At 37.8% G+C, this 23,773-nt stretch carries 13 protein-coding genes; 4 read left to right on the forward strand and 9 right to left on the reverse strand.

What is annotated here, in order from left to right:
- The first annotated feature begins 19 nt into the window (after positions 1-19).
- A complete protein-coding gene (locus tag CD112_RS02250) occupies positions 20-394 on the forward strand; it encodes a PaaI family thioesterase (protein WP_103363772.1) in 375 nt (124 codons plus the stop codon).
- Positions 395-549: 155 nt separating this feature from the next.
- Here the strand turns inward: CD112_RS02250 and CD112_RS02255 are convergent, their stop codons facing one another.
- From CD112_RS02255 to kapB, 9 genes are all read right to left on the reverse strand, one after another.
- Positions 550-1,698, reverse strand: a complete 1,149-nt coding sequence (locus CD112_RS02255) for an NAD(P)-binding domain-containing protein (protein ID WP_103363773.1) — start codon at positions 1,696-1,698, stop codon at positions 550-552.
- A gap of 134 nt (positions 1,699-1,832) precedes the next feature.
- On the reverse strand, positions 1,833-2,204 hold the full coding sequence (locus CD112_RS02260) for a Na+/H+ antiporter subunit G1 (RefSeq protein ID WP_070848738.1): 372 nt from the start codon (positions 2,202-2,204) through the stop codon (positions 1,833-1,835).
- Positions 2,182-2,478 (reverse strand): Na(+)/H(+) antiporter subunit F1, encoded by a 297-nt coding sequence (locus CD112_RS02265; RefSeq protein ID WP_103363774.1) that lies wholly within the window; start codon positions 2,476-2,478, stop codon positions 2,182-2,184. The genes CD112_RS02260 and CD112_RS02265 overlap by 23 nt, the downstream gene beginning before the upstream one ends.
- Positions 2,478-2,957, reverse strand: a complete 480-nt coding sequence (locus CD112_RS02270; RefSeq protein WP_002481852.1) for a Na+/H+ antiporter subunit E — start codon at positions 2,955-2,957, stop codon at positions 2,478-2,480. Before CD112_RS02270 ends, CD112_RS02265 begins: the two co-directional genes overlap by 1 nt.
- A 1-nt stretch (position 2,958) precedes the next feature.
- Positions 2,959-4,455 (reverse strand): Na+/H+ antiporter subunit D, encoded by a 1,497-nt coding sequence (locus tag CD112_RS02275; RefSeq protein ID WP_031262781.1) that lies wholly within the window; start codon positions 4,453-4,455, stop codon positions 2,959-2,961.
- A complete protein-coding gene (gene mnhC1, locus CD112_RS02280) occupies positions 4,442-4,792 on the reverse strand; it encodes a Na+/H+ antiporter Mnh1 subunit C (protein WP_002481854.1) in 351 nt (116 codons plus the stop codon). Before mnhC1 ends, CD112_RS02275 begins: the two co-directional genes overlap by 14 nt.
- The gene (locus CD112_RS02285) at positions 4,792-5,220 is read right to left on the reverse strand and encodes a Na(+)/H(+) antiporter subunit B (protein WP_002481855.1); all 429 of its coding nucleotides are present in this window, start codon (positions 5,218-5,220) and stop codon (positions 4,792-4,794) included. The genes mnhC1 and CD112_RS02285 overlap by 1 nt, the downstream gene beginning before the upstream one ends.
- The gene (locus tag CD112_RS02290) at positions 5,201-7,618 is read right to left on the reverse strand and encodes a Na+/H+ antiporter subunit A (RefSeq protein WP_103363775.1); all 2,418 of its coding nucleotides are present in this window, start codon (positions 7,616-7,618) and stop codon (positions 5,201-5,203) included. The genes CD112_RS02285 and CD112_RS02290 overlap by 20 nt, the downstream gene beginning before the upstream one ends.
- Before the next feature lie 126 nt (positions 7,619-7,744).
- Positions 7,745-8,128 carry a sporulation phosphorelay system protein KapB gene (gene kapB, locus CD112_RS02295; RefSeq protein ID WP_103363776.1) on the reverse strand — a complete coding sequence of 128 codons (384 nt, stop codon included), beginning with the start codon at positions 8,126-8,128 and terminating at the stop codon, positions 7,745-7,747.
- Positions 8,129-8,200: 72 nt separating this feature from the next.
- On the opposite strand from kapB, the gene CD112_RS02300 reads away from it, so the two are divergent.
- The 3 genes from CD112_RS02300 to CD112_RS02310 all read left to right on the forward strand — a co-directional run.
- Complete coding sequence (locus CD112_RS02300) at positions 8,201-8,797, forward strand: peptidylprolyl isomerase (protein WP_103363777.1); 597 nt, start codon at positions 8,201-8,203, stop codon at positions 8,795-8,797.
- Between the two features lie 92 nt (positions 8,798-8,889).
- Positions 8,890-9,147 (forward strand): DUF1871 family protein, encoded by a 258-nt coding sequence (locus CD112_RS02305; RefSeq protein ID WP_002481859.1) that lies wholly within the window; start codon positions 8,890-8,892, stop codon positions 9,145-9,147.
- Positions 9,148-9,534: 387 nt separating this feature from the next.
- Positions 9,535-23,773: lectin-like domain-containing protein (locus CD112_RS02310; protein ID WP_142380802.1), on the forward strand; the 14,239-nt coding region annotated here is incomplete at its 3' end.

A 23,773-nucleotide genomic window follows, 5' to 3' on the forward strand; every position in this document is an offset into this window, starting at 1 on the left:
GTCGATAGGAGAGAATGGGATGACGAATTTATTAGAAACATTAGAAATGGAAGTGCTTAAAGTCGAATCAGGTTACGTTAAAATGAAAATGCCTGTCAGTGATAAAGTAAAACAACCTTTCGGCTACCTTCATGGTGGCGCAACCATGGCACTCGGTGAAACAGCTTGTTCTATTGGTGCTGCTCATATGGTAGATACGGATAAGGTCATTCCAGTAGGGCTTGAAATGAATACGAATCATATCCGTTCAGCTACAGACGGCTATGTATATGCGATTGCGGAATTGATTCATGGAGGTCGCTCGACACAAGTTTGGAATATCAACCTTGTAGATGGTCAAGACAAATTAATTAGTGTCATGCGTGGAACGATGATGTTGAAACCACGTAAATAGATGACTATATTTAAGCAGTAAAGTTACTTTGAGAAGCGTAACTTTACTGCTTTTTAGTGTGTAAGAAACTATAAAAACGCGATGCGTGATTATAAAGATAAATAGATAGAAAAAGGTTCCCTTTGGTCATATGACGAGGGAACCTTTTCTTTATATTAAGAAACTTTCTCTTCTTGATTGATAAATGCTTTTGAAATACGGCTTGCAGCTTCTCTGCCTCCCGCAAAACTTCTCGCAAATGGACCTAATTCAATATCAGCGAGTGCGCCTGAAACAAAAACACCTGGCAACCATTCTAAACTTTCATTTAAGACTGGATGTTTTGTTTCTGTTAAAGGTGCTTGTGTATTTTCCACAAAGCTTTGAATGACAGGCATTTGCATAATGTTATTTTTGAAGCCTGTCGCAAGCAGTATATGGTCATATTCATAACTTTCATTTTCAGTAATAATCCTATGATTTTTTACTGCTTGAATTTCATTCACATGGATTTGAAGTTGTCCATCTTGTACGTGTTTTTTTAGACGTAAATATAACTCTTTAGGCATAGAACCCTTATGACGTTCTTGCGCAATAATACTTAATCGTTCTTTAGATGAATCGATTTCACGATAGCGTGTCATGTTTTTAGGGCCTAACCAACCTGGATCTGCATCGAAGTCATAGACTTCAATGGGCTTATTCATCCATAAGTGAACCGTTTCAGCTTTTGATTCTTCAATCAATTTTAATGTTAAATGGGCTGCTGAAATACCGCTGCCTATGACATGTGAGGCATCTTGATAAGGAATTGTTTCATTATCAAAGATATGTTTCACATCAGGCTGATTGATATACATATCTGGAATATGCGGAATATTGTTACTGCCGATAGCGAGAAGGAGATAATCGCTTGTGACAGTGTCGTGTGCTTTCATATCGACTTGCCATTGACCGTCAACACGGTCTATATTAGTAGCCACGTCTTTAATATGACGACTGTTTAAATCAAATTCATGCAGCATTTTATGCACATGGTCCATAAACATATCGCGTTGTGGACGTTGATATTTGCCATAAGTGGCACCTGTATATTGATTTGTTTTCGCAAAATGTTTCAAATGGAAAGGGTCAGGATGAACATGGTGTACATGTGGTGAGCGTAAAAACGGCATACCGATACGGCAAGAGAAATCATCAAATTGTTCGCATAGTGAATCATGAGGATCTATAATCGTTAAGTCTTCAGCTGCTAAACCTGAAGCACGGAGTTTAATCGCAATAGTAACGGCGTGAATACCACCGCCGATAATTGTCCAAGACATAGCGTCACCTTCTTAAATCGTAATAGTTTCGATTTAATTAATATAGCACATTTCTTTTTGCATCACAAGCTGAAGTCAAAAGAAAAGACGCCGTAATATACTGTTGTCACAGTACTTTACGGCGTCTGAATCTATTAAGATTTGTCAGCTGCTTTTGGCTTATCTTTTTGTAATTCACTCATTTCGTCTAACTTAGTCGAACGTGAGTAAGGTGTTTTAATTTTATAAGATGCTTTGATAATTAAGTGACTGGATAAAGGTCCAGTAATCAAGATGAATAAAATCCCAATAATCAATTGTGGATTCACATAATGATCATGGCCAATAAAGAATAAGAAGACACCTAATAATAAACTCATTGAACCTAAGGTTGCTGCTTTACCAGCAGCATGTGCACGGCCATAAACATCTTTCAAACGTAAAAGACCAATGGCAGAAAGGGCACTGATAATCGCACCGACAACTACAAAGAATAATGACAAACTAATCATTATCGCGTCGATCATGTTCAATCACCTTACCTTCCTGCATGTATTTCGCGAAGACAGCTGTACCTAAGAATGCGATGATACCGATTAACAGGATCGTTACAATCATGTATTTAGTATCTAGGAAGATACTGAACAGAGCAACAATCGCCATAAATTGAATACCGATCGCATCTAAAGCTACGACTCTGTCGGCAAGAGAAGGGCCGAGAATCACACGTACCAACATACCGAGTATCGAAAGTGCAACGATAATCAATGCGATTATAATAACGACATTATAGGCAAACATTATGCTTCTCCCACCTCTCTGACAGCTTTTTCTAAGGAAGATTTAATACCTTCAACTTCCTCTTCTTTCGTGCTGAAATCTAAACAATGAATATAGATTTTCTTGTTATCATCACTGACGCCAAGAACGATAGTCCCTGGTGTAAGGGTGATGAGTGTACTTAATACGACAACTTCCCATGGCTCTTTTAAATCTGTATCGTAGACAAAGAATGCAGGTTCGTTATCCATTTTCGGTTTAATGACAATGCGGATTACATCAATATTCGCTTTGATGAGTTCAACTAAGAAGATGATCATCAATTTGATTACGTAATAAAGTGTAACCACATAGAAACGTCCAGGTAGTAACTTACGCATTAAGAATACGAGTAATAAACCGAAGACGTATCCTAATACAAAGTTATTAAGAGTGTAGCTGTCATTAACGAACAGCCAAAATATAGCAAGTAATAGATTCACGAGTACTTGAATTGCCATATTATTTCACCCCCAGTACGCTGTCGATATATGCTTTAGGGTCATAGAATGTGACAGCTGCTTCTTTAACGAATGGATACAACCATTCTGCTGCGAAACTAAAGACCACACATAGCGCAACAGCTAGAATTGCGACACTTAATAGGCCGCGGTAGTGTAAATGCGGATTAAATGTATAACCTTTTGACTCTCCGAAGAATCCTCTGATAAAAATCTTCATCACAGAATATAAAATTAAGAGACTAGATAATAAGACGACAATACCGCTGATATAAAATCCTTGTTCAAATGCGGCACGAACGATATACATTTTACCGTAGAAACCGCTGAAAGGTGGAATACCTGCAAGGTTTAAACATGCGATAAAGAATGTCCATCCTAAAACAGGATAATGTTTTATCAATCCACCGAACTTTCTGATATCTGTGGTACCAGTGATTTTAAGCATGACACCGATTAAGAAGAATAATGCTGCTTTAATCAACATGTCATTAACTGTGTAATATAACGCGCCGATGATACCAGCTTCATTCATCATTGCTACACCAACTAGGATGATACCAACCGCAATCATGATGTTATATAAAATGATTTTCTTCGTATCATTAAAGCTGATTGCCCCGATAGAGCCGAAGATAATCGTTAATAACGCTAAGATCAGTACTGTGTAGTGCGAGAATGTCAGTGTGTGTGCAAAGAATAAACTTAATGTTCTCGCAATCGCATAAACGCCAACTTTCGTAAGCAAGGCACCAAAGAATGCGATAATCGCAAACGGTGGTGCATAGTAAGCCCCAGGTAACCATACGTACATAGGGAAGGCACCGGCTTTTGTTGCGAATACAAAGAGGAACATCACGAATACAATGCTGACAAGTCCGCTTTGTGTATCAGATAAGTGTCCCAATTTCTGACTGATATCTGCCATGTTCAATGTTCCGACTACTGCGTACAAGATACCGACAGCCACTACGAAGAAGGCTGAAGATGCCACGTTCACAAGTAAGTATTTGATTGTTTCTTGTAATTGTATCTTCGTACCGCCAATAACGAGTAGGGAGTATGAAGAAATCAAGAATACTTCGAAGAATACGAACATGTTGAAGATATCACCTGTGATAAATGCACCGATAATACCTGTTTCCATGAACATGACTGCGAAATAGTAATAATATGTTTCACGGTGTAAACCGATTGATTGATATGAGAACAAAATAATCAATATAGTTACAATTAAACTAGTAATTACTAATGTTGCACTGAATAAATCAAGTACAAATACGATACTGTATGGTGCTTTCCAAGAACCTAATTCTAATTTCAAAGGTCCATGGTGCCATACGTTGATAAAGTTCCAAATGGCAAGACCTAATGCGATTAAAGATCCGCCTAAAGCGACATAACGTTTAATGAAAGGACGCTTGCCGATAAATACAAGAATCACTGCAGTAATCATAGGTGTAATCAACATCGCAGCGATTAAGTTATCTAGCATCATCATCTTCTGGCACTCCCTTCATTTGTTCTACGTTGTCAGTTCCAAGTTCCTTATAGCTTCTGAAAGCAAGTACTAAGAAGAACGCTGTAACCGCAAATGAAATAACAATCGCAGTTAAGATTAACGCTTGCGGGATAGGGTCGACATAACTTTTTGTTCCGTATTTAAAGATTGGAACAGAGCCTTCACCTAAGCCGCCCATTGTGATTAAAAACAAGTTTGCAGCATGTGTTTGAACTGCGGTACCAATAATGATTCGAATCAAGCTCTTAGACAAAATGAGATAGATACTGATTGATGTTAAGATACCGCAAACAATAATCATAATTATTTCCATCACTCATTCTCTCCAATCGCTAAAATAATTGTCATTACTGTACCGACAACGGCTAATAATACGCCTAGGTCAAAGAATAATGCTGTATGGATTTCCATAGGTTTTAAGAGTGGAAGCGGTACTTCGAATACTTTATGTGTAAAGAAGTTTTTGTGATAGAACCAGCTTGCAACAGGTGTCATAACACAAAATGTAAGACCAATCGCAATCAGCTTCTTAAAATCCCACGGGAAAATTTTACGCATTGTTTTCACATCGAAGGCCACCGCAACGAGTACTAATGAACTTGAAACAAGCAAACCTCCAATGAATCCGCCACCGGGTTGGTAGTGTCCATTTAGGAATAGTGAAAAGGCGAACATGACAATTAAGAAGAAAATGACTACTGTTGAGTATTGAAAGATAATATCATTTTTCTGTTTGTTCATTTTCATCCACCCTTTCATAACCATTTTTATGTTTAGAACGTAATTTAATTAACGTGTAAACTGCTAGACCAGCGATACCTAATACAGATGATTCGAATAAAGTATCGGTACCACGGAAGTCAACAAGGATAACGTTAACCATGTTGTTACCATGTGCTAAACTATGGACATTTTCTTTGTAGTAAGCCGCAATAGAATCGAAATGTTTATTACCATATGCGATTAAACCAAGGATTGTTACTGCGATACCGACACCAGCCGCGATTACGGCGTTTGTTACTTTAAATGAAGTCGTTTCGTTATAACGGTTCAAGTTTGGTAAATGGTAGAAACATAATAAGAACAATGCGGTTGAAATTGTTTCAACTACGAATTGTGTTAATGCTAAGTCTGGTGCGTTAAAGAAGATATAGAATATCGCCATAGAATAACCCACAGCACTCAGCATGATAATACTGAACAGTCTTGAACGTGCAAAGACTAACATAATTGCAGATGCTAAAATCATCACAACAATGATAACTTCATATGAACGTACACGACTGACATGACTGAAATCAAATGCAAATGGCAATGCAAGTACAGTAACAGCAGTTAATACGATTAAACTCCCCATAATGACAACAAGTTTATTACGGATAAATCCGCTCATATAAGTATGTGTCACTTGTTTAGAGAATACTGGTAAGTTGTCTGCTGAACGATCATAGAAATGATTTAGTTCGAGACGCTCTGGGATATTCTCTAGAACTTTAACCCACTTATGATAAGTGAAGATTAATAGAATACCGATTGCGTAAATAACTAAAGTTGAGAAGAATGCAGGTGTGAATCCATGGAATAAATGGAATTCTGCATCTGGCAACTTCGCATTACGTATTGCTTGGCTTGCCGGATCAATAATCGGTTTTGCTAATAATGTTGGGAATAAACCGAATACCACTACTAATACTGCTAAGAAAGCAGGAGCAATCCACATTAACACTGATGGTTCGTGTGGTTTATGTGGTAAAGATTCAGGTTTGTATGAACCCCAGAAAATTTGACCGATAAATCTGACTGAATATACAAATGTAAAGATACTACCTAAAATCGCAACAATTGGAATCAAGACACCTAACGTGTTCAAGCTGAAAAGAGGTGCTTGTGTAACATTAATCATTGCTTCAAGGAAGCTCTCTTTTGATAAGAAACCGTTAAATGGCGGCACACCAGCCATACTTAACGCTGAAATGACTGTAATTGTAAATGAAATCGGCATAATTGTCATTAAACCACCGAGTTTACGTACGTCACGTGTTCCGGTTTCGTGATCGATAATACCTGCAACCATGAAGAGTGCACATTTGAATGTGGCATGGTTAATTAAATGAAAGACTGCTGCGATAAACGCGGCTGCATAAAATTGGCTTTGTGAACCTTGGAAGTGGAAGCTGACAGCTCCGATACCAAGCATTGACATGACCATACCGAGTTGTGAAACAGTTGAGAAAGCTAAGATACCTTTCAAATCTGACTGTTTTGTCGCATTTAAAGATGCCCAGAATAATGTGACTAATCCAATTGCAGTGACTGTCCAAATCCAACCTTGTGATAATGCAAAGATTGGTGTAAGTCGTGCAACTAAGTAAATGCCCGCTTTGACCATTGTTGCAGAGTGCAGATAAGCACTGACTGGCGTAGGTGCTTCCATTGCATCTGGTAACCAGATATAAAATGGAAATTGCGCTGATTTTGTCATTGCACCAAAGAGTATTAAAATCATAGCCAAGATAAAGAACGGGCTTGATTGAATCTCAGAGGCATGTGCAATAAGATGGCGAATACTTGTTGAATGTCCTGAAAGTGTCATTAAGATAAAGCCGCCGAGTAAAGATAAGCCGCCAAATACTGTAATTAATAATGACTTTTGAGCACCGTAGAGTGAAGCCTCTCTAGTGCGCCAAAATGAAATTAATAAGAAACTAGAAAATGATGTCATTTCCCAGAATAAATACAGCATAAAGACGTTATCTGATAACACGACGCCTAGCATTGCACCCATAAAGAGTAATAAATAACAATAGAAATTACCCAATTGTTCCTTTTTGCTTAAATAGCTAATTGAATAGAAGGTAACTAAAGCACCGATACCTGTAATCAATAAACTGAACAATAAGCTTAATCCATCAACATATAAATTGTAGTTCATACCAATTTGCGGCATCCATGGTAATTCCGCAAAACGTGTTTTACCTGACATCGTTGTCGAAATATAAGTTAAGAAATAAATAAATAAAACGACGGGGACAGGTAATGTGAACCATCCTATATGTATACGCTTAATGAAACGATAAACAATAGGGATAATGAGTGCAAAAATGAACGGCAACAATACCGCTGCATGTAACCAACTCATTATTTGTCCTCCTTTGAATATAAGATAACCTCATTATACATCAATGTGAAGTGTGTAAAAACCTTGTTTTCCGGTAACACGCTTACATTTCGGGGGTCTTTTAAATAAGAAGAAACCCATAATAAATTATTTAAAATTTTGTTTGTACTGAATGCCATAATCATTCTTTAGCGTATTTAAATTGTGTAAAGACATTTTCGCATGTTCAGTATTTTCTTGTTTTAATTGTTCTTCATAATTTGTAATCGCTTGTTGTAAAGAATCTACATAATTTAAAGGTTCAAGATTGAATTCACGTAATTTTGATTTAGGTGTGAATCTTTTTTCATAATGACTGAGTGCGCGACGTTCATGGAAGAAGACGCCCTCTGTTGCTGTTGGATCATGTAAATCACCTTGTTTAGGATGTTTGATGACTTGTTCAACTTGAACTAAGACTTCACCGTTGTCTTTCTCTTCTACAATTGAAACACCATAGCTTCCTGTTTTATGTGAAAAACGATATAACATTTTAATACTTCCTTTCTGTGGTATATGTTAATATTGAGATACATCAATCTTAACATGAATGGAGTATTAATTATGGCAAACTATCCTCAATTAAATAAAGAAATCCAAGATAATGAAATTAAAGTCGTAATGCACACAAATAAAGGTGACATGACTTTTAAACTATTTCCTGATTTAGCACCAAAAACTGTTGAAAACTTTGTGACACATGCCAAAAATGGTTATTATAACGGCATTACTTTCCACCGTGTTATCAACGATTTTATGGTACAAGGCGGCGACCCAACAGCAACTGGTATGGGCGGTGAAAGTATTTACGGTGGAGCGTTTGAAGATGAATTCTCTATGGAAGTATTCAACTTATATGGCGCATTATCAATGGCGAACGCTGGACCTAACACAAACGGTTCACAATTCTTCATCGTACAAATGAAAGAAGTACCTGAAAACATGTTGAATCAATTAGCTGATGGCGGTTGGCCAAAACCAATCGTAGAAGCATACGGTGAAAAAGGCGGAACACCTTGGTTAGACCAAAAACACACAGTATTTGGTCAACTTGTTGAAGGTGAAAATACTTTAGAAGATATCGCAAATACTAAAGTAGGTCCTCAAGACAAACCAGTTCATGATGTAGTTATTGAATCAATTGACGTTGAAGAAAAATAAGTAGACAAGCATTTCAAATAGATGATGCAGCTCGATTTGTGGTGACGCAAATCGGGCTTATTTTAAGAAAAGATAAAGGAGGTTAATTCTCAGTGGAAAAGAACGAGGTCAATATTGCGTTATATCAACAACTCGCAGATTGGAATCCGATGAACTTTCAGGATCAAACGATGGGGGATGCTGAAGTGTATGAAATGATGGATGCAGTTCATCAAATTGACGATACACAGGCATTAGCACAAAAGTTCCAGGATATCTTTATGTATTCATTTGAAGAAAAACTTCCTATAGAAGAATGTCAGAAACAAGCTGAAGCGGCATTGTCATTAGAAGGTACATGCGGGTTATAAATAGACAGTAAGCTTAAACTAAAAAACATTATATGTATTAAAAATAAGCGAGATTATAGAGTGCTATAAGGTTTAACCCTTAAAGTATACTATAATCTCGCTTTGTTTTATTACGTTTGTGTTACGTTTTTGTAAATTTTATATGTAGAAATTATGTTGATGCTTATAAACTATAATGTTGAAAGTCTTATTGCGCACATTAAAATATGCCGTTAATAGTAGATGCAACCGTAGTTTATATGTATTATGCACCATTATTTTTAAAATAAATAACTGAATACTATAAAATACCATTAAAACTTCATGGAACCTATTTTATATACAATTGTGTCACTCCGTTTTATAATTATAAAGTAGTTCAAAATTTAATATATCGGAGGACATCAAATGAAGAAGTTGGATTTTTTGCCTAACTTAAGAAATCGCTATTCAATTAGAAGATTTACTGTAGGTACAGCATCTATTCTTATTGGATCACTTTTATTCTTAGGTCACAATGGCGAAGCCAAAGCAGCGGAGAGCACAAACGATAACACAGTTGTAGAGGCATCTAAAGATACAAGTACATCCCAACAAGAACCGGTAGAGAACACAGTGCCACAAGATAAAACAACAGACACTACTCAACAAGCTGGAAACACTCAAACTACATCAAATGTATTGGAGACAGTTAAGACAGACGCATTGTCTAAACTTTCTACATTTACACATTTAACTGAAGAAACAGTTAAACAATATACTGCTGAAGTCAAACAAGCTCAAACTGAAGCTGACGTTCAAGCAGTTGTTGACAAAGCACAAAAAGCAGAAGCTGAAGCAGTGAAACAAGCTGAAGCCGAACAAACGAAAACAGTTGATTCTACAAAAGAACAATCAGCAGCTACTACTGAAGCTCCTAAATCAACAACTGAGTCAGTTAAAGAAGAAACTAAAGCTGATACAACATCAGCAACAACTTCTGAAACAAACAATACTTCAGAAGCTAAAACAGTGACTTCAACAGACCAAGCAACACCAACAATAGAATCAACACCGCTATCTACCGAACAAAAGGTAGATAAAGTAAAAACTGAACTTGCCTCAGATTATGACAGTTCAAAAGTAGATGCAGCATTAGCTGTTATCGATACTACAGATTTAACAGAGGACCAAATTAAAGCAGAAGTGTTAAAACTTTTACTTGAGCAAGGTTCAGCACAAAAAGACTTATACAGCCCACAAGCGACAAAATTAAGATCAGCAGTAGAAGAACCAACGACAGCAGTACGTACATTTTCAGTTGATACCTCTTTAAAAGATGATGTCGTGGTGACGCCTGAAAACTTTAATCAATACTTCATTACTCATGGGATTGCATACTATGATCAAACAAAAGGTATTGCTACATTAACTCCTGATTTTCCAAGTTTCAGAGGTTCAATTACTTTAGATACAAAAATGAACGTTAATAAAGACTTCCATTTTACCGGAGCAGTTAACTTGGGAGACAAATATGAAGGCCATTCTAGAGATGGGGATCCAGGTGGCGATGGACTTGCCTTTGTTTTCAACCCAGGTGATCCTAACGTCATTGGTGAGTACGGTTCAGGACTAGGAATGGGCGGATTGCCTTATGCATTTGGATTCAAATTAGACACGTATGTTAATAAAAGCTTTGACCCTAAAGGTAAAACTAAACCAGACCCGATTGATTTCTATAATAAAGGAGCATTTGGAGCATTTATATTCGCGGACAAAGCAGGAACAGTAACTACTCAAACAGGTTTACCTGGATGGAAGGCCGCATTGTTAGATGTACAGCCATCAAATAACCAATTCCAACCATTTACGATTGATTATGATGGTGATACGAAAGAAATGACTATCACATATGCAGGTCAAACCTGGAAACAAAGTTTACAAAAATACTTTAGTTATACACGTAAAAATGAGTATTCTTTATCCATTTCTGCTTCAACTGGTGGGGCATATAACCTACAACAAGTAAAACTTGAAAAATTCACATATACTGCAGCTGCCTTATTAGAAGAAGATTTTGTAGATACAGATTTACAAGAATTAATCGATCGACCACTTCGTACATCTGGTGATGTTGATAAGATTATTACTGTACAAGACCCTAGCACATACTTAGCAGACAAAGGCTATAAATTATTAAGTGAAGATACGTCACATGCGCCTACTTATGATAAAACTAAAAAAACAATTAAATTAACAAATGCGAGTCAATTTCTTGTTTACTATGTTAAAGATATTGAAGCACCAAAAATTGGTGATATAGCAGCGCCAACAGTCGATGTTAATACAGAAATGAAACCGTTAGTTTTAGATATTACAGATAATAGTAAGCATCTTAATACGAAAACAGTGACAGGTTTGCCTGCCGGTGTAACATTTGATGAAGCTACAAATACAATCTCTGGTACACCGACTGCAGTGGGTACGTCAACAATAACTGTAACTGCAACTGACCATGCTGGTTTAAGCACTACTAAAACATTTACGTATACAGTAGTGGATACAAAAGCGCCAGATGTTACTATGGTTGTAGAACAAACAACTGAAGCATATACACCAATGACACCAATTAATGTAAATGCTGAAGATAACTCTAAAGTTGCACCGACATTAGCAGTAACAGGTTTACCAACTGGATTATCATTTGACCCAACAACAAAACAAATTACAGGTACACCGACAACTGTTGGTACATCTACAGTAACAGTTAGCGCAACTGATGGTTCAACAAATGTTGGTACTTCAACATTTAATATTGTAGTAACGCCTAATAAAGCGCTTGAAGCATTAAAAGCAGCAGTCGCAGATGCGAAAACTGTAAATAAAAATGACTACACACCAAATAGTGTTGCAGCATTAGATGCGAAGTTAACTGAGGCAGAAGCATTAATTGCTCATCCTGAAAATGGTTCAACAGATCAATTTAATGCGAAAACTCAAGAAGTTAAACAAGCTAAAGATCAATTAGTGCGTAAAGCAGATAAAACAGACTTAGAAAAAGCTATTGCAGAAGCAAGTAAATATACAAACTTAGATCCAACTAAACCAATGGATCAACAATTAATTACAGCTTTAGCTAATGCGAAAAATACAGATGCAGATCAAAATGCGACTCAAAAAGCAGTAGATGACAGTAAAAATAGTTTAAATAACGCTATCCAAGAAAAATTAAGAGCGGATGCATATGAAAAACTACAACAAGCTGTGATGAGAGGTGTACAAGTCGCAAAAACAGATGGTTATACACCAAACAGCTTACAAGCCGTTAAAGATACGATTCAAAAAGTAAATCCATTAGTAACAGCGTCTATGTCTGATGATCCAACAGTACGTAAACAATATACTGTTGACCAAATCGAACAAGCGACAAAAGACATCAATGATAGTATTTCTGGTTTAGTACGCCAAGCAGATAAAACAGAATTACAAAAAGCAATCGATAAAGCAGGTACTTTAGGTACATTAAATCCAGCAGATACTGAAGATAAAGCTGTTCAAGATAAATTAGCAGCAGCAAACACAGTTAAAGCAGATGGCAATGCCACAAAAGCACAAGTTGATCAAGCGACAGCTGATTTAAATAAAGCGATTGATCAAAAACTTTATCAAGATGCTTTAGATCGTTTGAATGCGGCAATTAAGGATGCGAAAGGTGTAAACCAAGCAGATTACACACCAGCTTCAGTGACACCATTTGATGCAGCAATTAAAGCAGGTGAAGCGAAAGCAGCAGATAAAACAGCTACACCTGAACAATTAGATGCAGCAGCAAAAGCAATCACTGATGCAAAAGCACAATTACAACATAATGCAGATAAATCAGCATTAGAAGTGGCAATTAATAAAGCCAAAGCATTAGGTGCATTAAATGAAGCAGATGCTGAAGATAAAGCAGTCAAAGATGCCCTAACAGCAGGTGAAGGTGTTAAAGACAATGCGAACGCAACAACACAACAGGTAGCTGATGCGACAAAAGCTATTAATGATGCAATTGCGGCTAAAGAACATGCAGATGCATTAGATGCTTTAAAAGCAAAATTAGCTGAAGTCAAAGCGTTAGATAAAGCACCATTCACGCCTGATAGTGTGAATGCTTTAAATGCACAAGTGACAGCTGGAGATGCAGTAGTTGCAGCTGAAAAATCTAAAACAACAGAAGAAATCAAAGCAGCAACAAAAGCATTAACAGATGCACAAAAAGCACTTGTGAAACAAGCAGATAAAACAGAATTAGAAAAAGCTATTGCAAAAGCGGGTACTTTAGGTCAACTTAATGCAGCTGATACTGAAGACAAAGCAGTTCAAGATGCTTTAGCAAAAGCAAACCAAGTCAAAGCAGATGGTAATGCAACTCCACAACAAGTGGCAGAAGCAACAGATACTTTAAATAAAGCAATCGACAAAAAACTTTACCAAGATGCCTTGGATGAATTAAATGCAGCAATTAGAGATGCAGAAGCTGTTACAAAAGCTAATTACACACCTGAAACTGTGACACCATTTGAAAAAGCAGTTACAGATGGTAAAGCAAAAGCAGCAGATTCAAATGCAACACCAGAACAACTTAAAGCAGCGGCACAAGCAATTAAAACTGCGAAAGATGCGTTAAAACAAAAAGCAAATAAAGCAGAGCTTGAAAAATCAATCGCAACGGCTGAAGCATTACAACCGTTAAAAGCAGGAGATCCTGAAGATGACGCAGTTAAAGCAGCTTTAGACAAAGCAAAACAAGTTGATGCGAACCAAAACGCTGACCAAGCATCTGTAGATGCAGCGAAAGTCGAATTAGACAATGCAATTAAAGCAAAACAAACACAAGATGCAGCAGATGCATTAAAACAAGCAGCACTTGATGAGTTAAAAGCAGAACTTGCAAAAGTCGCTAAAATTGATAAAAACAACTTTACACCTGATAGCGTTGCACCATTAACTGAAAAAGAAACAGCAGGCAATGCGATTGTTGCTAACCCTGAAAATAAAACAGTTGATGAAATTAAAACAGCAACACAAGCGTTGAAAGATGCTGAAAAAGGATTACAAGCTAAATCTGATAAAGCAGCATTACAAGCAGCAATTGATAAAGCAGAAGCATTAACAGGTTTAAATCCCGCAGATGCAGAAGATAAAGCAGTCCAAGATGCTTTAGCAGCAGCTAAAAAAGTGAATGATAATCCAAATGCGTCACAAGCTGAAGTTCAAGCAGCTACAAAAACATTAAATGATGCCATAGCAGCTAAGGAACATTCAGATGCATTAGATGCTTTAAAAGCAGAACTTGCAAAAGTGGCTGGTCTTAATAAAGATCAATACACACCAAACAGTGTAGCGCCTTTAAATACAAAAGAAGCAGATGGTAAAGCCATTGTTGCAGCACCAGAAGCTAAAACAACTGAAGAAATTAAAGCGGCAACGCAAGCGCTTAAAGAAGCAGAAGCCGGTTTAGTAGATAGAGCGGATAAAACTGCATTACAAACTGCGATTGAAAAAGCAGAAGCCTTACCAAACTTAGATGCAGCGGATAAAGAAGATAAAGCAGTTCAAGAGGCCTTAGCAGCAGCTAAAACTGTTAAAGAAGATGCTAATGCTACACCTCAAGCGGTTCAAGCAGCTACAAAAGCATTAAACGATGCTGTAGCAGCGAAAGAACGTCAAGACGCTTTAGATGAATTGAATAAAGCAATTAAAGCAGCAGAAGCTGTTAACAAAGATAGCTTTACTCCAGATTCAGTTGCACCATTCACAACAGCCTTAAATGACGGTAAAGCGAAAGCAGCAGATACAAATGCAACACCTGCAGAATTAAAAGCGGCAGCTAAAGCAATTACTGATGCACAAAATCAATTACAACCTGTAGCAGATAAAGCAGCATTACAAGCAGCCATTGCCAAAGCAGAAGCATTAAAAGATTTAAATCCAGCAGATAAAGAAGACAAAGCAGTTCAAGATGCTTTAGCAGCAGCTAAAACTGTAAATGATAATGCCAATGCAACACCTGATCAAGTCGCTCAAGCAACTAAAACATTAACTGATGCTTTAGCAGCAAAAGAACGTCAAGATGCATTAGATGAATTACAAAAAGCATTAGACGCAGCTAACGCAGTTAAGAAAGATGACTACAAACCAAGCACTGTAGCACCGTTCGAAGCAGCCGTTCAAGCTGGTGAAGCAGCCAAAGCTGATACTTCTAAAACTCCAGAACAGTTGAAAGCAGCAGCACAAGCAATCAAAGACGCGCAAAATGCATTACAAGCGAAAGCAAATAAAGCTGAACTTGAAAAATCAATCGCGACAGCTGAAGGTTTAGGTCAATTAAACGCAAATGATCCGGAAGACAAAGCAGTTCAAGATGCATTAAATAAAGCTAAAGAAGTTCAAGCAGATCAAAATGCGGATCAAGCAGCAGTTGATGCAGCTAAAAAAGCGTTAGATGACGCGATTAATGCTAAAAAAGCTCAAGATGCAAAAGAAGCTAAAGAAGCAGCGGATGCAAAACAAGCAGCGCTTGATGAATTGAAAGCTGAACTTGCGAAAGTCGCTAAAATTGATAAAAACAACTTTACCCCTGATACAGTATCACCTTTAACTGAAAAAGAAGATGCAGGTAAAGCTATCGTTGCAGCACCAGATACGAAAACAACTGAAGATATTAAAGCAGCAACGCAAGCATTGAAAGATGCGCAAAATAACTTAGTTCAAAAAGCTGATAAAGCAGAATTACAAAAAGCAATCGATAAAGCAAAAACTTTAGGTCAACTTGATCCTGCAGATAAAGAAGATAAAGCACTTCAAGATGCAGTAACTGCTGGTGAAGCGGTTAAAGCTGATGGTAATGCAACACCACAACAAGTGGCAGAAGCAACAAAAGCAATTAACGATGCCATCGCAGCAAAAGAACGTCAAGATGCATTAGATGAATTACAAAAAGCATTAGATGCAGCTAACACAGTTAAGAAAGATGACTACAAACCAAATACAGTTGCACCATTTGAAGCAGCAGTTCAAGCTGGTGAAGCAGCGAAAGCTGATACTTCTAAGACTCCACAAGAGTTGAAAGCAGCAGCACAAGCAATCAAAGACGCGCAAAATGCATTACAAGCGAAAGCAAATAAAGCTGAACTTGAAAAATCAATCGCGACAGCTGAAGGTTTAGGTCAATTAAACGCAAATGATCCGGAAGACAAAGCAGTTCAAGATGCATTAAATAAAGCTAAAGAAGTTCAAGCAGATCAAAATGCGGATCAAGCAGCAGTCGATGCAGCTAAAAAAGCGTTAGATGATGCAATTAATGCTAAAAAAGCACAAGATGCAAAAGAAGCTAAAGAGGCAGCGGATGCAAAACAAGCAGCTTTAGAAGCATTGAAAGCAGAGCTTGAAAAAGCGAAAGCTGTTCAAAAAGATAATTTCACACCAGACAGCGTAAAACCGTTAACTGATGCAGAAACTTCTGGACAGGCGATTGTCGATGCACCAGATGGCAAAACAACTAAAGAAATTGAAGCGGCTACTCAAGCATTAAAAGATGCTCAAAAAAATTTAGTTCAAAAAGCTGATAAAGCTGAGTTACAAAAAGCAATCGATAAAGCAACTGGTTTAGGACAATTTGACCCTGCAGATAAAGAAGACAAAGCAGTCCAAGATGCTTTAGCAACAGCTAATACAGTGAATGATAATCAAAATGCGACACCTCAAGAAGTTCAACAAGCAACAGAAGCATTAAACAATGCAATTGCGGCTAAAGAACGTCAAGATGCATTAGATGAGTTACAAAAAGCATTAGATGCAGCTAACGCAGTTAAGAAAGATGATTATAAACCAAGCACTGTAACTCCTTTCGAAACAGCCGTTCAAGCTGGTGAAGCAGCGAAAGTTGATACTTCTAAGACTCCACAAGAGTTGAAAGAAGCCGCACAAGCAATCAAAGATGCACAAAAAGCTTTAGAAACTAAAGCGAATAAAGCTGAACTTGAAAAATCAATCGCAACAGCTGAAGGTTTAGGTCAATTAGACCCAACTGATACTGAAGATAAAGCAGTCCAAGATGCTTTAAACAAAGCGAAAGAAGTTCAAGCTGATCCTAATGCTTCACAAGATGCTGTAGATGCAGCTCAAAAAGCATTAGATGACGCAATTAATGCTAAGAAAGCACAAGATGCGAAAGAAGCTAAAGCAGCAGCTGACGCAAAACAAGCAGCATTAGACGCATTGAAAGAAGAACTTGCTAAAATCGATAAAGATAACTTTACGCCTCATACAGTTGCACCTTTAACTGAAAAAGAGGATGCAGGTAAAGCTATCGTTGCAGCACCTGAAAATAAAACAACTAAAGAAATTGAAGATGCTACACAAGCATTAAAAGATGCAGAAGCAGCGTTACAAGCTAAATCTGATAAAGCGGCATTACAAGCAGCCATCGATAAAGCAAATGCTTTAGGTCAACTTGATCCTACTGATAAAGAAGATAAAGCTCTTCAAGACGCAGTTACTGCAGGTGAAGCTGTCAAAGCGGACGGAAATGCAACACCACAACAAGTTCAAGAAGCAACAAAAGCAATCACTGATGCTATCGCAGCAAAAGAACGTCAAGATGCATTAGATGCATTACAAAAAGCATTAGACGATGCGAAAACTGTTAAGAAAGATGACTACAAACCAAATACAGTTGCACCATTTGAAGCAGCTATTACTGCAGGCGAAGCAGCCAAAGCAGATGCGACTAAGACTCCTGAAGAGTTGAAAGCAGCAGCTAAAGCAATCACTGATGCTAAAAACAATCTTGAAGCGAAAGCTAACAAAGATGAATTGAACAAAGCAATTACTACTGCAGAAGGCTTAACTTTAGATCCAAACGATAAAGAAGATAAAGCGGTCCAAGATGCATTAGCTAAAGCGAAAGAAGTTCAAGCAGATCAAAATACTACGCAAGCAGCAGTCGATGCAGCAAAAGCAGCATTAGAAGATGCAATTAACGCTAAAAAAGCACAAGATGCAAAAGAAGCTAAAGAAGCAGCTGACGCAAAACAAGCAGCGTTAGATGCATTGAAACAAGAGTTGGCTAAAGCAGCACAAGTTGATAAAAACAACTACACACCAGACAGTGTGAAACCATTGACTGATTCACAAACAGCAGGACAAGCGATTGTTGACGCACCTGAAAATAAAACAACTGAAGAAATTGAAAAAGCAACACAAGCATTGAAAGATGCACAAGCAGGTTTAGTTGCAAAAGCGGATAAAGCAGAACTTGATAAAGCAATCACTGCAGCAGAAGGCTTAACTTTAGATCCAAATGATAAAGAAGATAAAGCCGTTCAAGATGCATTAAATAAAGCAAAAGAAGTTCAAGCAAACCCTAACGCAACTCAAGAAGAAGTTAATGCAGCGAAAGATGCTTTAAATAAAGCAATCGAAGCAAAAACTGCTCAAGATCAAGCAGATGCAGTCAAAGCAGCACTTGATGCATTAAAAGCAGAGCTTGAAAAAGCGAAAGCTGTTCAAACTGATAAATTCACTCCAGATAGTGTGAAACCATTAACTGAAGCTGAAACAGCAGGACAAGCAATTGTTGATGCTCCAACAGGTAAAACTGTTGAAGAAATTAATAAAGCAACACAAGACTTAAAAGATGCCCAAGCAGGTTTAGTCGCAAAAGCGGACAAAACTGAACTTGAGAAATCAATTGCAACTGCAGAAGGTTTAGGTCAATTAGACCCAGCTGATAAAGAAGATAAAGCCGTTCAAGATGCCTTAGCAGCAGCTAAAGCAGTAGAACAAAATCCTAATGCGACACAAACTGAAGTTGATAATGCGAAAGCAGCGTTAGATGAAGCAATTAATGCTAAAAAAGCACAAGATGAGAAAGAAGCGAAAGCAGCAGCAGATGCCAAACAAGCAGCATTAGATGCGTTGAAAGCAGAGCTTGAAAAAGCGAAAGCAATCAACAAAGATGAGTACACACCAGACAGTGTGAAACCATTAACTGATGCACAAACAGCAGGACAAGGAATTGTTGATGCACCGGATAATAAAACAACAGCAGAAATTGAAGCAGCAACCCAAGCATTGAAAGATGCTCAAAAAGACTTAGTTCAAAAAGCTGATAAAGCTGAGTTACAAAAAGCAATCGATAAAGCTAATACTTTAGGTAACCTTGACGCGAATGATCCAGAAGACAAAGCGGTTCAAGATAAATTAGCAGATGCTGAAAGAGTTAAAGCTGATGATAATGCAACGCCACAACAAGTAGCAGAAGCAACAAAAGCTTTGAACGATGCTATCGCAGCGAAAGAACATCAAGATGCTTTAGATGAATTAAATAAAGCAATCGACGCAGCAAACGCAGTCAATAAAGATGACTACAAACCAAATACAGTGAAACCTTTAGAAGATGCGGTTAAAGCGGGCGAAGCTGCAAAAGCGGATGCGACTAAGACTCCACAAGAGTTGAAAGACGCAGCCAAAGCAATCACTGATGCTCAAAAAGCTTTAGAAGCAAAAGCTAATAAAGATGAGTTAAACAAAGCTATTACAAATGCTGACGGTCTAACTTTAGATCCAACAGACGCAGAAGATAAAGCAGTCCAAGATGCTTTAAATAAAGCGAAAGAAGTTCAAGCAGATCCTAATGCTTCTCAAGCAGATGTTGATGCGGCAAAAGAAGCTTTAGAAAATGCAGTGAACGCTAAGAATGCACAAGATGCAAAAGAAGCTCAAGCAGCAGCGAAAGCTAAACAAGACGCTTTAGATGCATTAAAAGCAGAGTTAGAAAAAGTCGCTAAAATTAACAAAGACAACTTCACTCCAAACACAGTTGCACCATTAACTGAAAAAGAGGAAGCTGGTAAAGCGATTGTTGCAAATCCAGATGCGAAAACAACTGAAGAAATCAAAGAAGCAACTCAAGCATTAATTGATGCAGAAAATGCATTACAAGCTAAGTCAGACAAAGCCGCTTTACAAGCAGCGATTGATAAAGCGAACGCTTTAGGTGAATTGAATCCTGCTGATGCTGAAGATAAAGCCGTTCAAGATGCTGTAGCGGCGGGTGAAAAAGTTAAAGCTGACGGCAACGCAACACCACAAGAAGTGGCAGATGCTACAAAAGCTATTAACGATGCCATCGCAGCGAAAGAACGTCAAGATGCTTTAGATGAATTAAATAAAGCAATTGAAGATGCAAAAGCTGTTAATAAAGATGACTTCAAACCAAATACAGTGAAACCTTTTGAGGATGCGGTTAAAGCAGGTGAAACTGCAAAAGCAGATGCGACTAAGACTCCACAAGAGTTGAAAGACGCAGCAAAAGCAATCACTGATGCTAAAAACAATCTTGAAGCAAAAGCTAATAAAGATGAATTGAACAAAGTAATCACTACTGCAGAAGGTTTAACTTTAGACCCAGCTGACAAAGAAGATAAAGCTGTTCAAGACGCATTAACTAAAGCAAAAGAAGTTCAAGCAGATCCTAACGCTTCACAAGCAGATGTAGATGCAGCGAAAGCAGCATTAGAAGATGCAATTAATGCTAAAGCTGCTCAAGATGCAAAAGAAGCGAAAGAAGCAGCAGATGCCAAACAAGCAGCATTAGATGCGTTGAAAGCAGAGCTTGAAAAAGCAAAAGCAATCAACAAAGATGACTACACGCCTAATAGTGTGAAACCATTAACTGATGCAGAAACAACAGGACAAGCAATTGTTGATGCACCAGACAATAAAACAACAGCAGAAATTGAAGCTGCTACACAAGCATTAAAAGATGCTCAAGCAGGTTTAGTTGCAAAAGCAGATAAAGCAGAACTTGATAAAGCTATCACAACTGCTGATGGATTGAATTTAGATCCAATTGACAAAGAAGATAAAGCTGTACAAGATGCTTTAGAAAAAGCAAAAGAAGTTCAAGCAAATCCAAATGCGACTCAAGATGAAGTTAATGCGGCGAAAGATGCATTAAACAAAGCAATTGAAGCTAAAACTGCTCAAGATCAAGCAGACGCAAAACAAGCAGCGCTTGATGAGTTGAAAGCAGAACTTGCGAAAGTCGCAAAAATCGACCTTAATCAATACACACCTGATAGTGTTAAACCTTTAACTGATAAAGAAATCGAAGGTAATGCAATTGTAGCTATTCCAGATGCAAAAACTACAGAAGAAATCAAAGCTGTAACACAGGCGTTGAAAGATGCTCAAGCAGGTCTAGTTCAAAAAGCTGATAAAGCTGAATTACAAAAAGCAATCGATGCGGCAAATGCTTTAGGTAACCTTGATGCTGCTGATAAAGAAGATAAAGCACTTCAAGATGCAGTATCAGCAGGTGAAAAAGTGAAAGCTGACGGCAACGCAACACCACAACAAGTGGCAGATGCTACAAAAGCAATTAATGATGCAATTGCAGCAAAAGAACATCAAGATGCTTTAGATGAATTACAAAAAGCAATCGATGCAGCAAATGCCATCAATAAAGATGACTTCAAACCAAATACTGTGAAACCATTAGAAGATGCAGTTGCAGCGGGTGAAGCAGCGAAAGCAGACGCTACTAAGACTCCAGAAGAGTTGAAAGAAGCGGCTAAAGCTATCACTGATGCGCAAAAAGCTTTAGAAGCAAAAGCTAATAAAGATGAGTTGAATAAAGTAATCAATAATGCAGAAGGTTTAACATTAGATCCGACTGACAAAGAAGATAAAGCCGTTCAAGACGCGTTAGCTAAAGCAAAAGAAGTTCAAGCAGACCCTAATGCTTCTCAAGACGCAGTAGATGCAGCGAAAGCAGCTTTAGAAGATGCAATTAATGCTAAAAATGCCCAGGATGCAAAAGAAGCTAAAGAGGCAGCAGATGCTAAACAAGCAGCATTAGACGCATTAAAAGCAGAACTTGAAAAAGCGAAAGCAATCAATAAAGACGATTACACACCAAACAGTGTAAAACCGTTAACTGATGCAGAAACAACAGGCCAAGCAATTGTTGATGCTCCAGATGGTAAAACAACTGAAGAAATAGAAGCAGCTACACAAGCATTGAAAGATGCCCAAGCTGGATTAGTAGCGAAAGCAGATAAAGCGGAACTTGATAAAGCTATCAATAACGCAGAAGGTTTAACATTAGATCCAACAGATAAAGAAGATAAAGCCGTACAAGATGCGTTAGAAAAAGCGAAAGCTGTTCAAGCAAATCCAAATGCAACTCAAGATGAAGTTAATGCAGCGAAAGATGCGTTGAACAAAGCAATTGAAGCGAAAACTGCTCAAGATAAAGCAGACGCAGTGAATGCAGCATTAGACGCATTAAAAGCAGAACTTGAAAAAGCGAAAGCAATCAATAAAGATGATTACACACCAAACAGTGTAAAACCGTTAACTGAAGCTGAAACAACAGGTCAAGCAATTATCGATGCACCAACTGGCAAAACAGTAGAAGAAATCGAAGCAGCAACACAAGCATTAAAAGATGCGCAAGCTGGTTTAGTTCAAAAAGCAGATAAATCAGAGTTACAAAATGCTATTGATAAAGCTAACGCAATTGATAATCTTGAAGCGACTGACAAAGAAGATAAAGTAATCTTAGATGCAGTTGCAGTAGGTGAAAAAGTAAAAGCAGACGGTAACGCAACACCGCAAGAAGTGGCAGATGCTACGAAAGCAATTAATGATGCGATTGCGGCTAAAGAACATCAAGATGCCTTAGATGAATTGAATAAAGCTATCGAAGATGCAAAAGCTGTTAATAAAGATGACTTCAAACCTAACACAGTGAAACCTTTAGAAGATGCAATTAAAGCGGGTGAAACTGCAAAAGCAGATGTGACTAAAACACCAGAAGAGTTAAAAGAAGCGGCTAAAGCAATTAACGATGCAAAAAATAATCTTGAAGCGAAAGCGAATAAAGATGAATTGAACAAAGCTATTACTGAAGCTGAAGGTTTAACTTTAGATCCAAAAGATAAAGAAGACAAAGCAGTTCAAGACGCATTGGATAAAGCAAAAGCTGTTTTAGAAGATCCAAATGCGACACAAGAAGCAGTGGATGCAGCGAAAGATGCGTTGAATAAAGCGGTTGAAGCTAAGAAAGCTCAAGATGCAAAAGAAGCAGCTGAAAAACAAGCAGCACTTGATGCATTAAAAGCAGAGCTGGAAAAAGCGAAATCAGTAGATAAAGATGCATACACACCAAATAGTGTGAAACCATTAACTGATGCTGTAACAGTGGGTCAAGCAATTGTTGATGCTCCGAAAGATAAGACTGTTGAAGAAATCAAAAAAGCTACACAAGCATTGAAAGATGCACAAGCTGGATTGGTTGCGAAAGCAGATAAAACAGAACTTGATAAAGCAATCAATAACGCAGAAGGCTTAACTTTAGATCCAGCAGACAAAGAAGATAAAGCAGTACAAGACGCATTAGAAAAAGCGAAAGCAGTACAAGCAGATGCTAATGCGACACAAACAGAAGTAGACGCTGCTAAAGATGCATTGAATAAAGCAGTTGAAGCTAAAGCAACTCAAGATAAAGCTGATGCAGTCAATGCGGCACTTGAAGCGTTGAAAGCAGAACTTGAAAAAGCGAAAGCTATCAATCAGGCTGACTTTACTCCTAACAGCGTTGAACCATTGGTAG

Origin of the sequence: Staphylococcus simulans, from assembly GCF_002902285.1 — a bacterium.
In the GTDB taxonomy this organism is placed as follows: domain Bacteria; phylum Bacillota; class Bacilli; order Staphylococcales; family Staphylococcaceae; genus Staphylococcus; species Staphylococcus simulans.

What these genes read in the sequence shown, in the direction of transcription:
- CD112_RS02255 (WP_103363773.1), bottom strand. Translation starts at nt 1,698, where the DNA reads ATGTCTTGGACAATTATCGGCGGTGGTATTCACGCCGTTACTATTGCG.
- CD112_RS02285 (WP_002481855.1), bottom strand. Translation starts at nt 5,220, where the DNA reads ATGAACAAACAGAAAAATGATATTATCTTTCAATACTCAACAGTAGTC.
- CD112_RS02300 (WP_103363777.1), top strand. Translation starts at nt 8,201, where the DNA reads ATGGCAAACTATCCTCAATTAAATAAAGAAATCCAAGATAATGAAATT.
- kapB (WP_103363776.1), bottom strand. Translation starts at nt 8,128, where the DNA reads ATGTTATATCGTTTTTCACATAAAACAGGAAGCTATGGTGTTTCAATT.
- CD112_RS02270 (WP_002481852.1), bottom strand. Translation starts at nt 2,957, where the DNA reads ATGGCAATTCAAGTACTCGTGAATCTATTACTTGCTATATTTTGGCTG.
- CD112_RS02250 (WP_103363772.1), top strand. Translation starts at nt 20, where the DNA reads ATGACGAATTTATTAGAAACATTAGAAATGGAAGTGCTTAAAGTCGAA.
- CD112_RS02260 (WP_070848738.1), bottom strand. Translation starts at nt 2,204, where the DNA reads ATGATCGACGCGATAATGATTAGTTTGTCATTATTCTTTGTAGTTGTC.
- CD112_RS02265 (WP_103363774.1), bottom strand. Translation starts at nt 2,478, where the DNA reads ATGTTTGCCTATAATGTCGTTATTATAATCGCATTGATTATCGTTGCA.
- mnhC1 (WP_002481854.1), bottom strand. Translation starts at nt 4,792, where the DNA reads ATGGAAATAATTATGATTATTGTTTGCGGTATCTTAACATCAATCAGT.
- CD112_RS02275 (WP_031262781.1), bottom strand. Translation starts at nt 4,455, where the DNA reads ATGATGCTAGATAACTTAATCGCTGCGATGTTGATTACACCTATGATT.
- CD112_RS02290 (WP_103363775.1), bottom strand. Translation starts at nt 7,618, where the DNA reads ATGAGTTGGTTACATGCAGCGGTATTGTTGCCGTTCATTTTTGCACTC.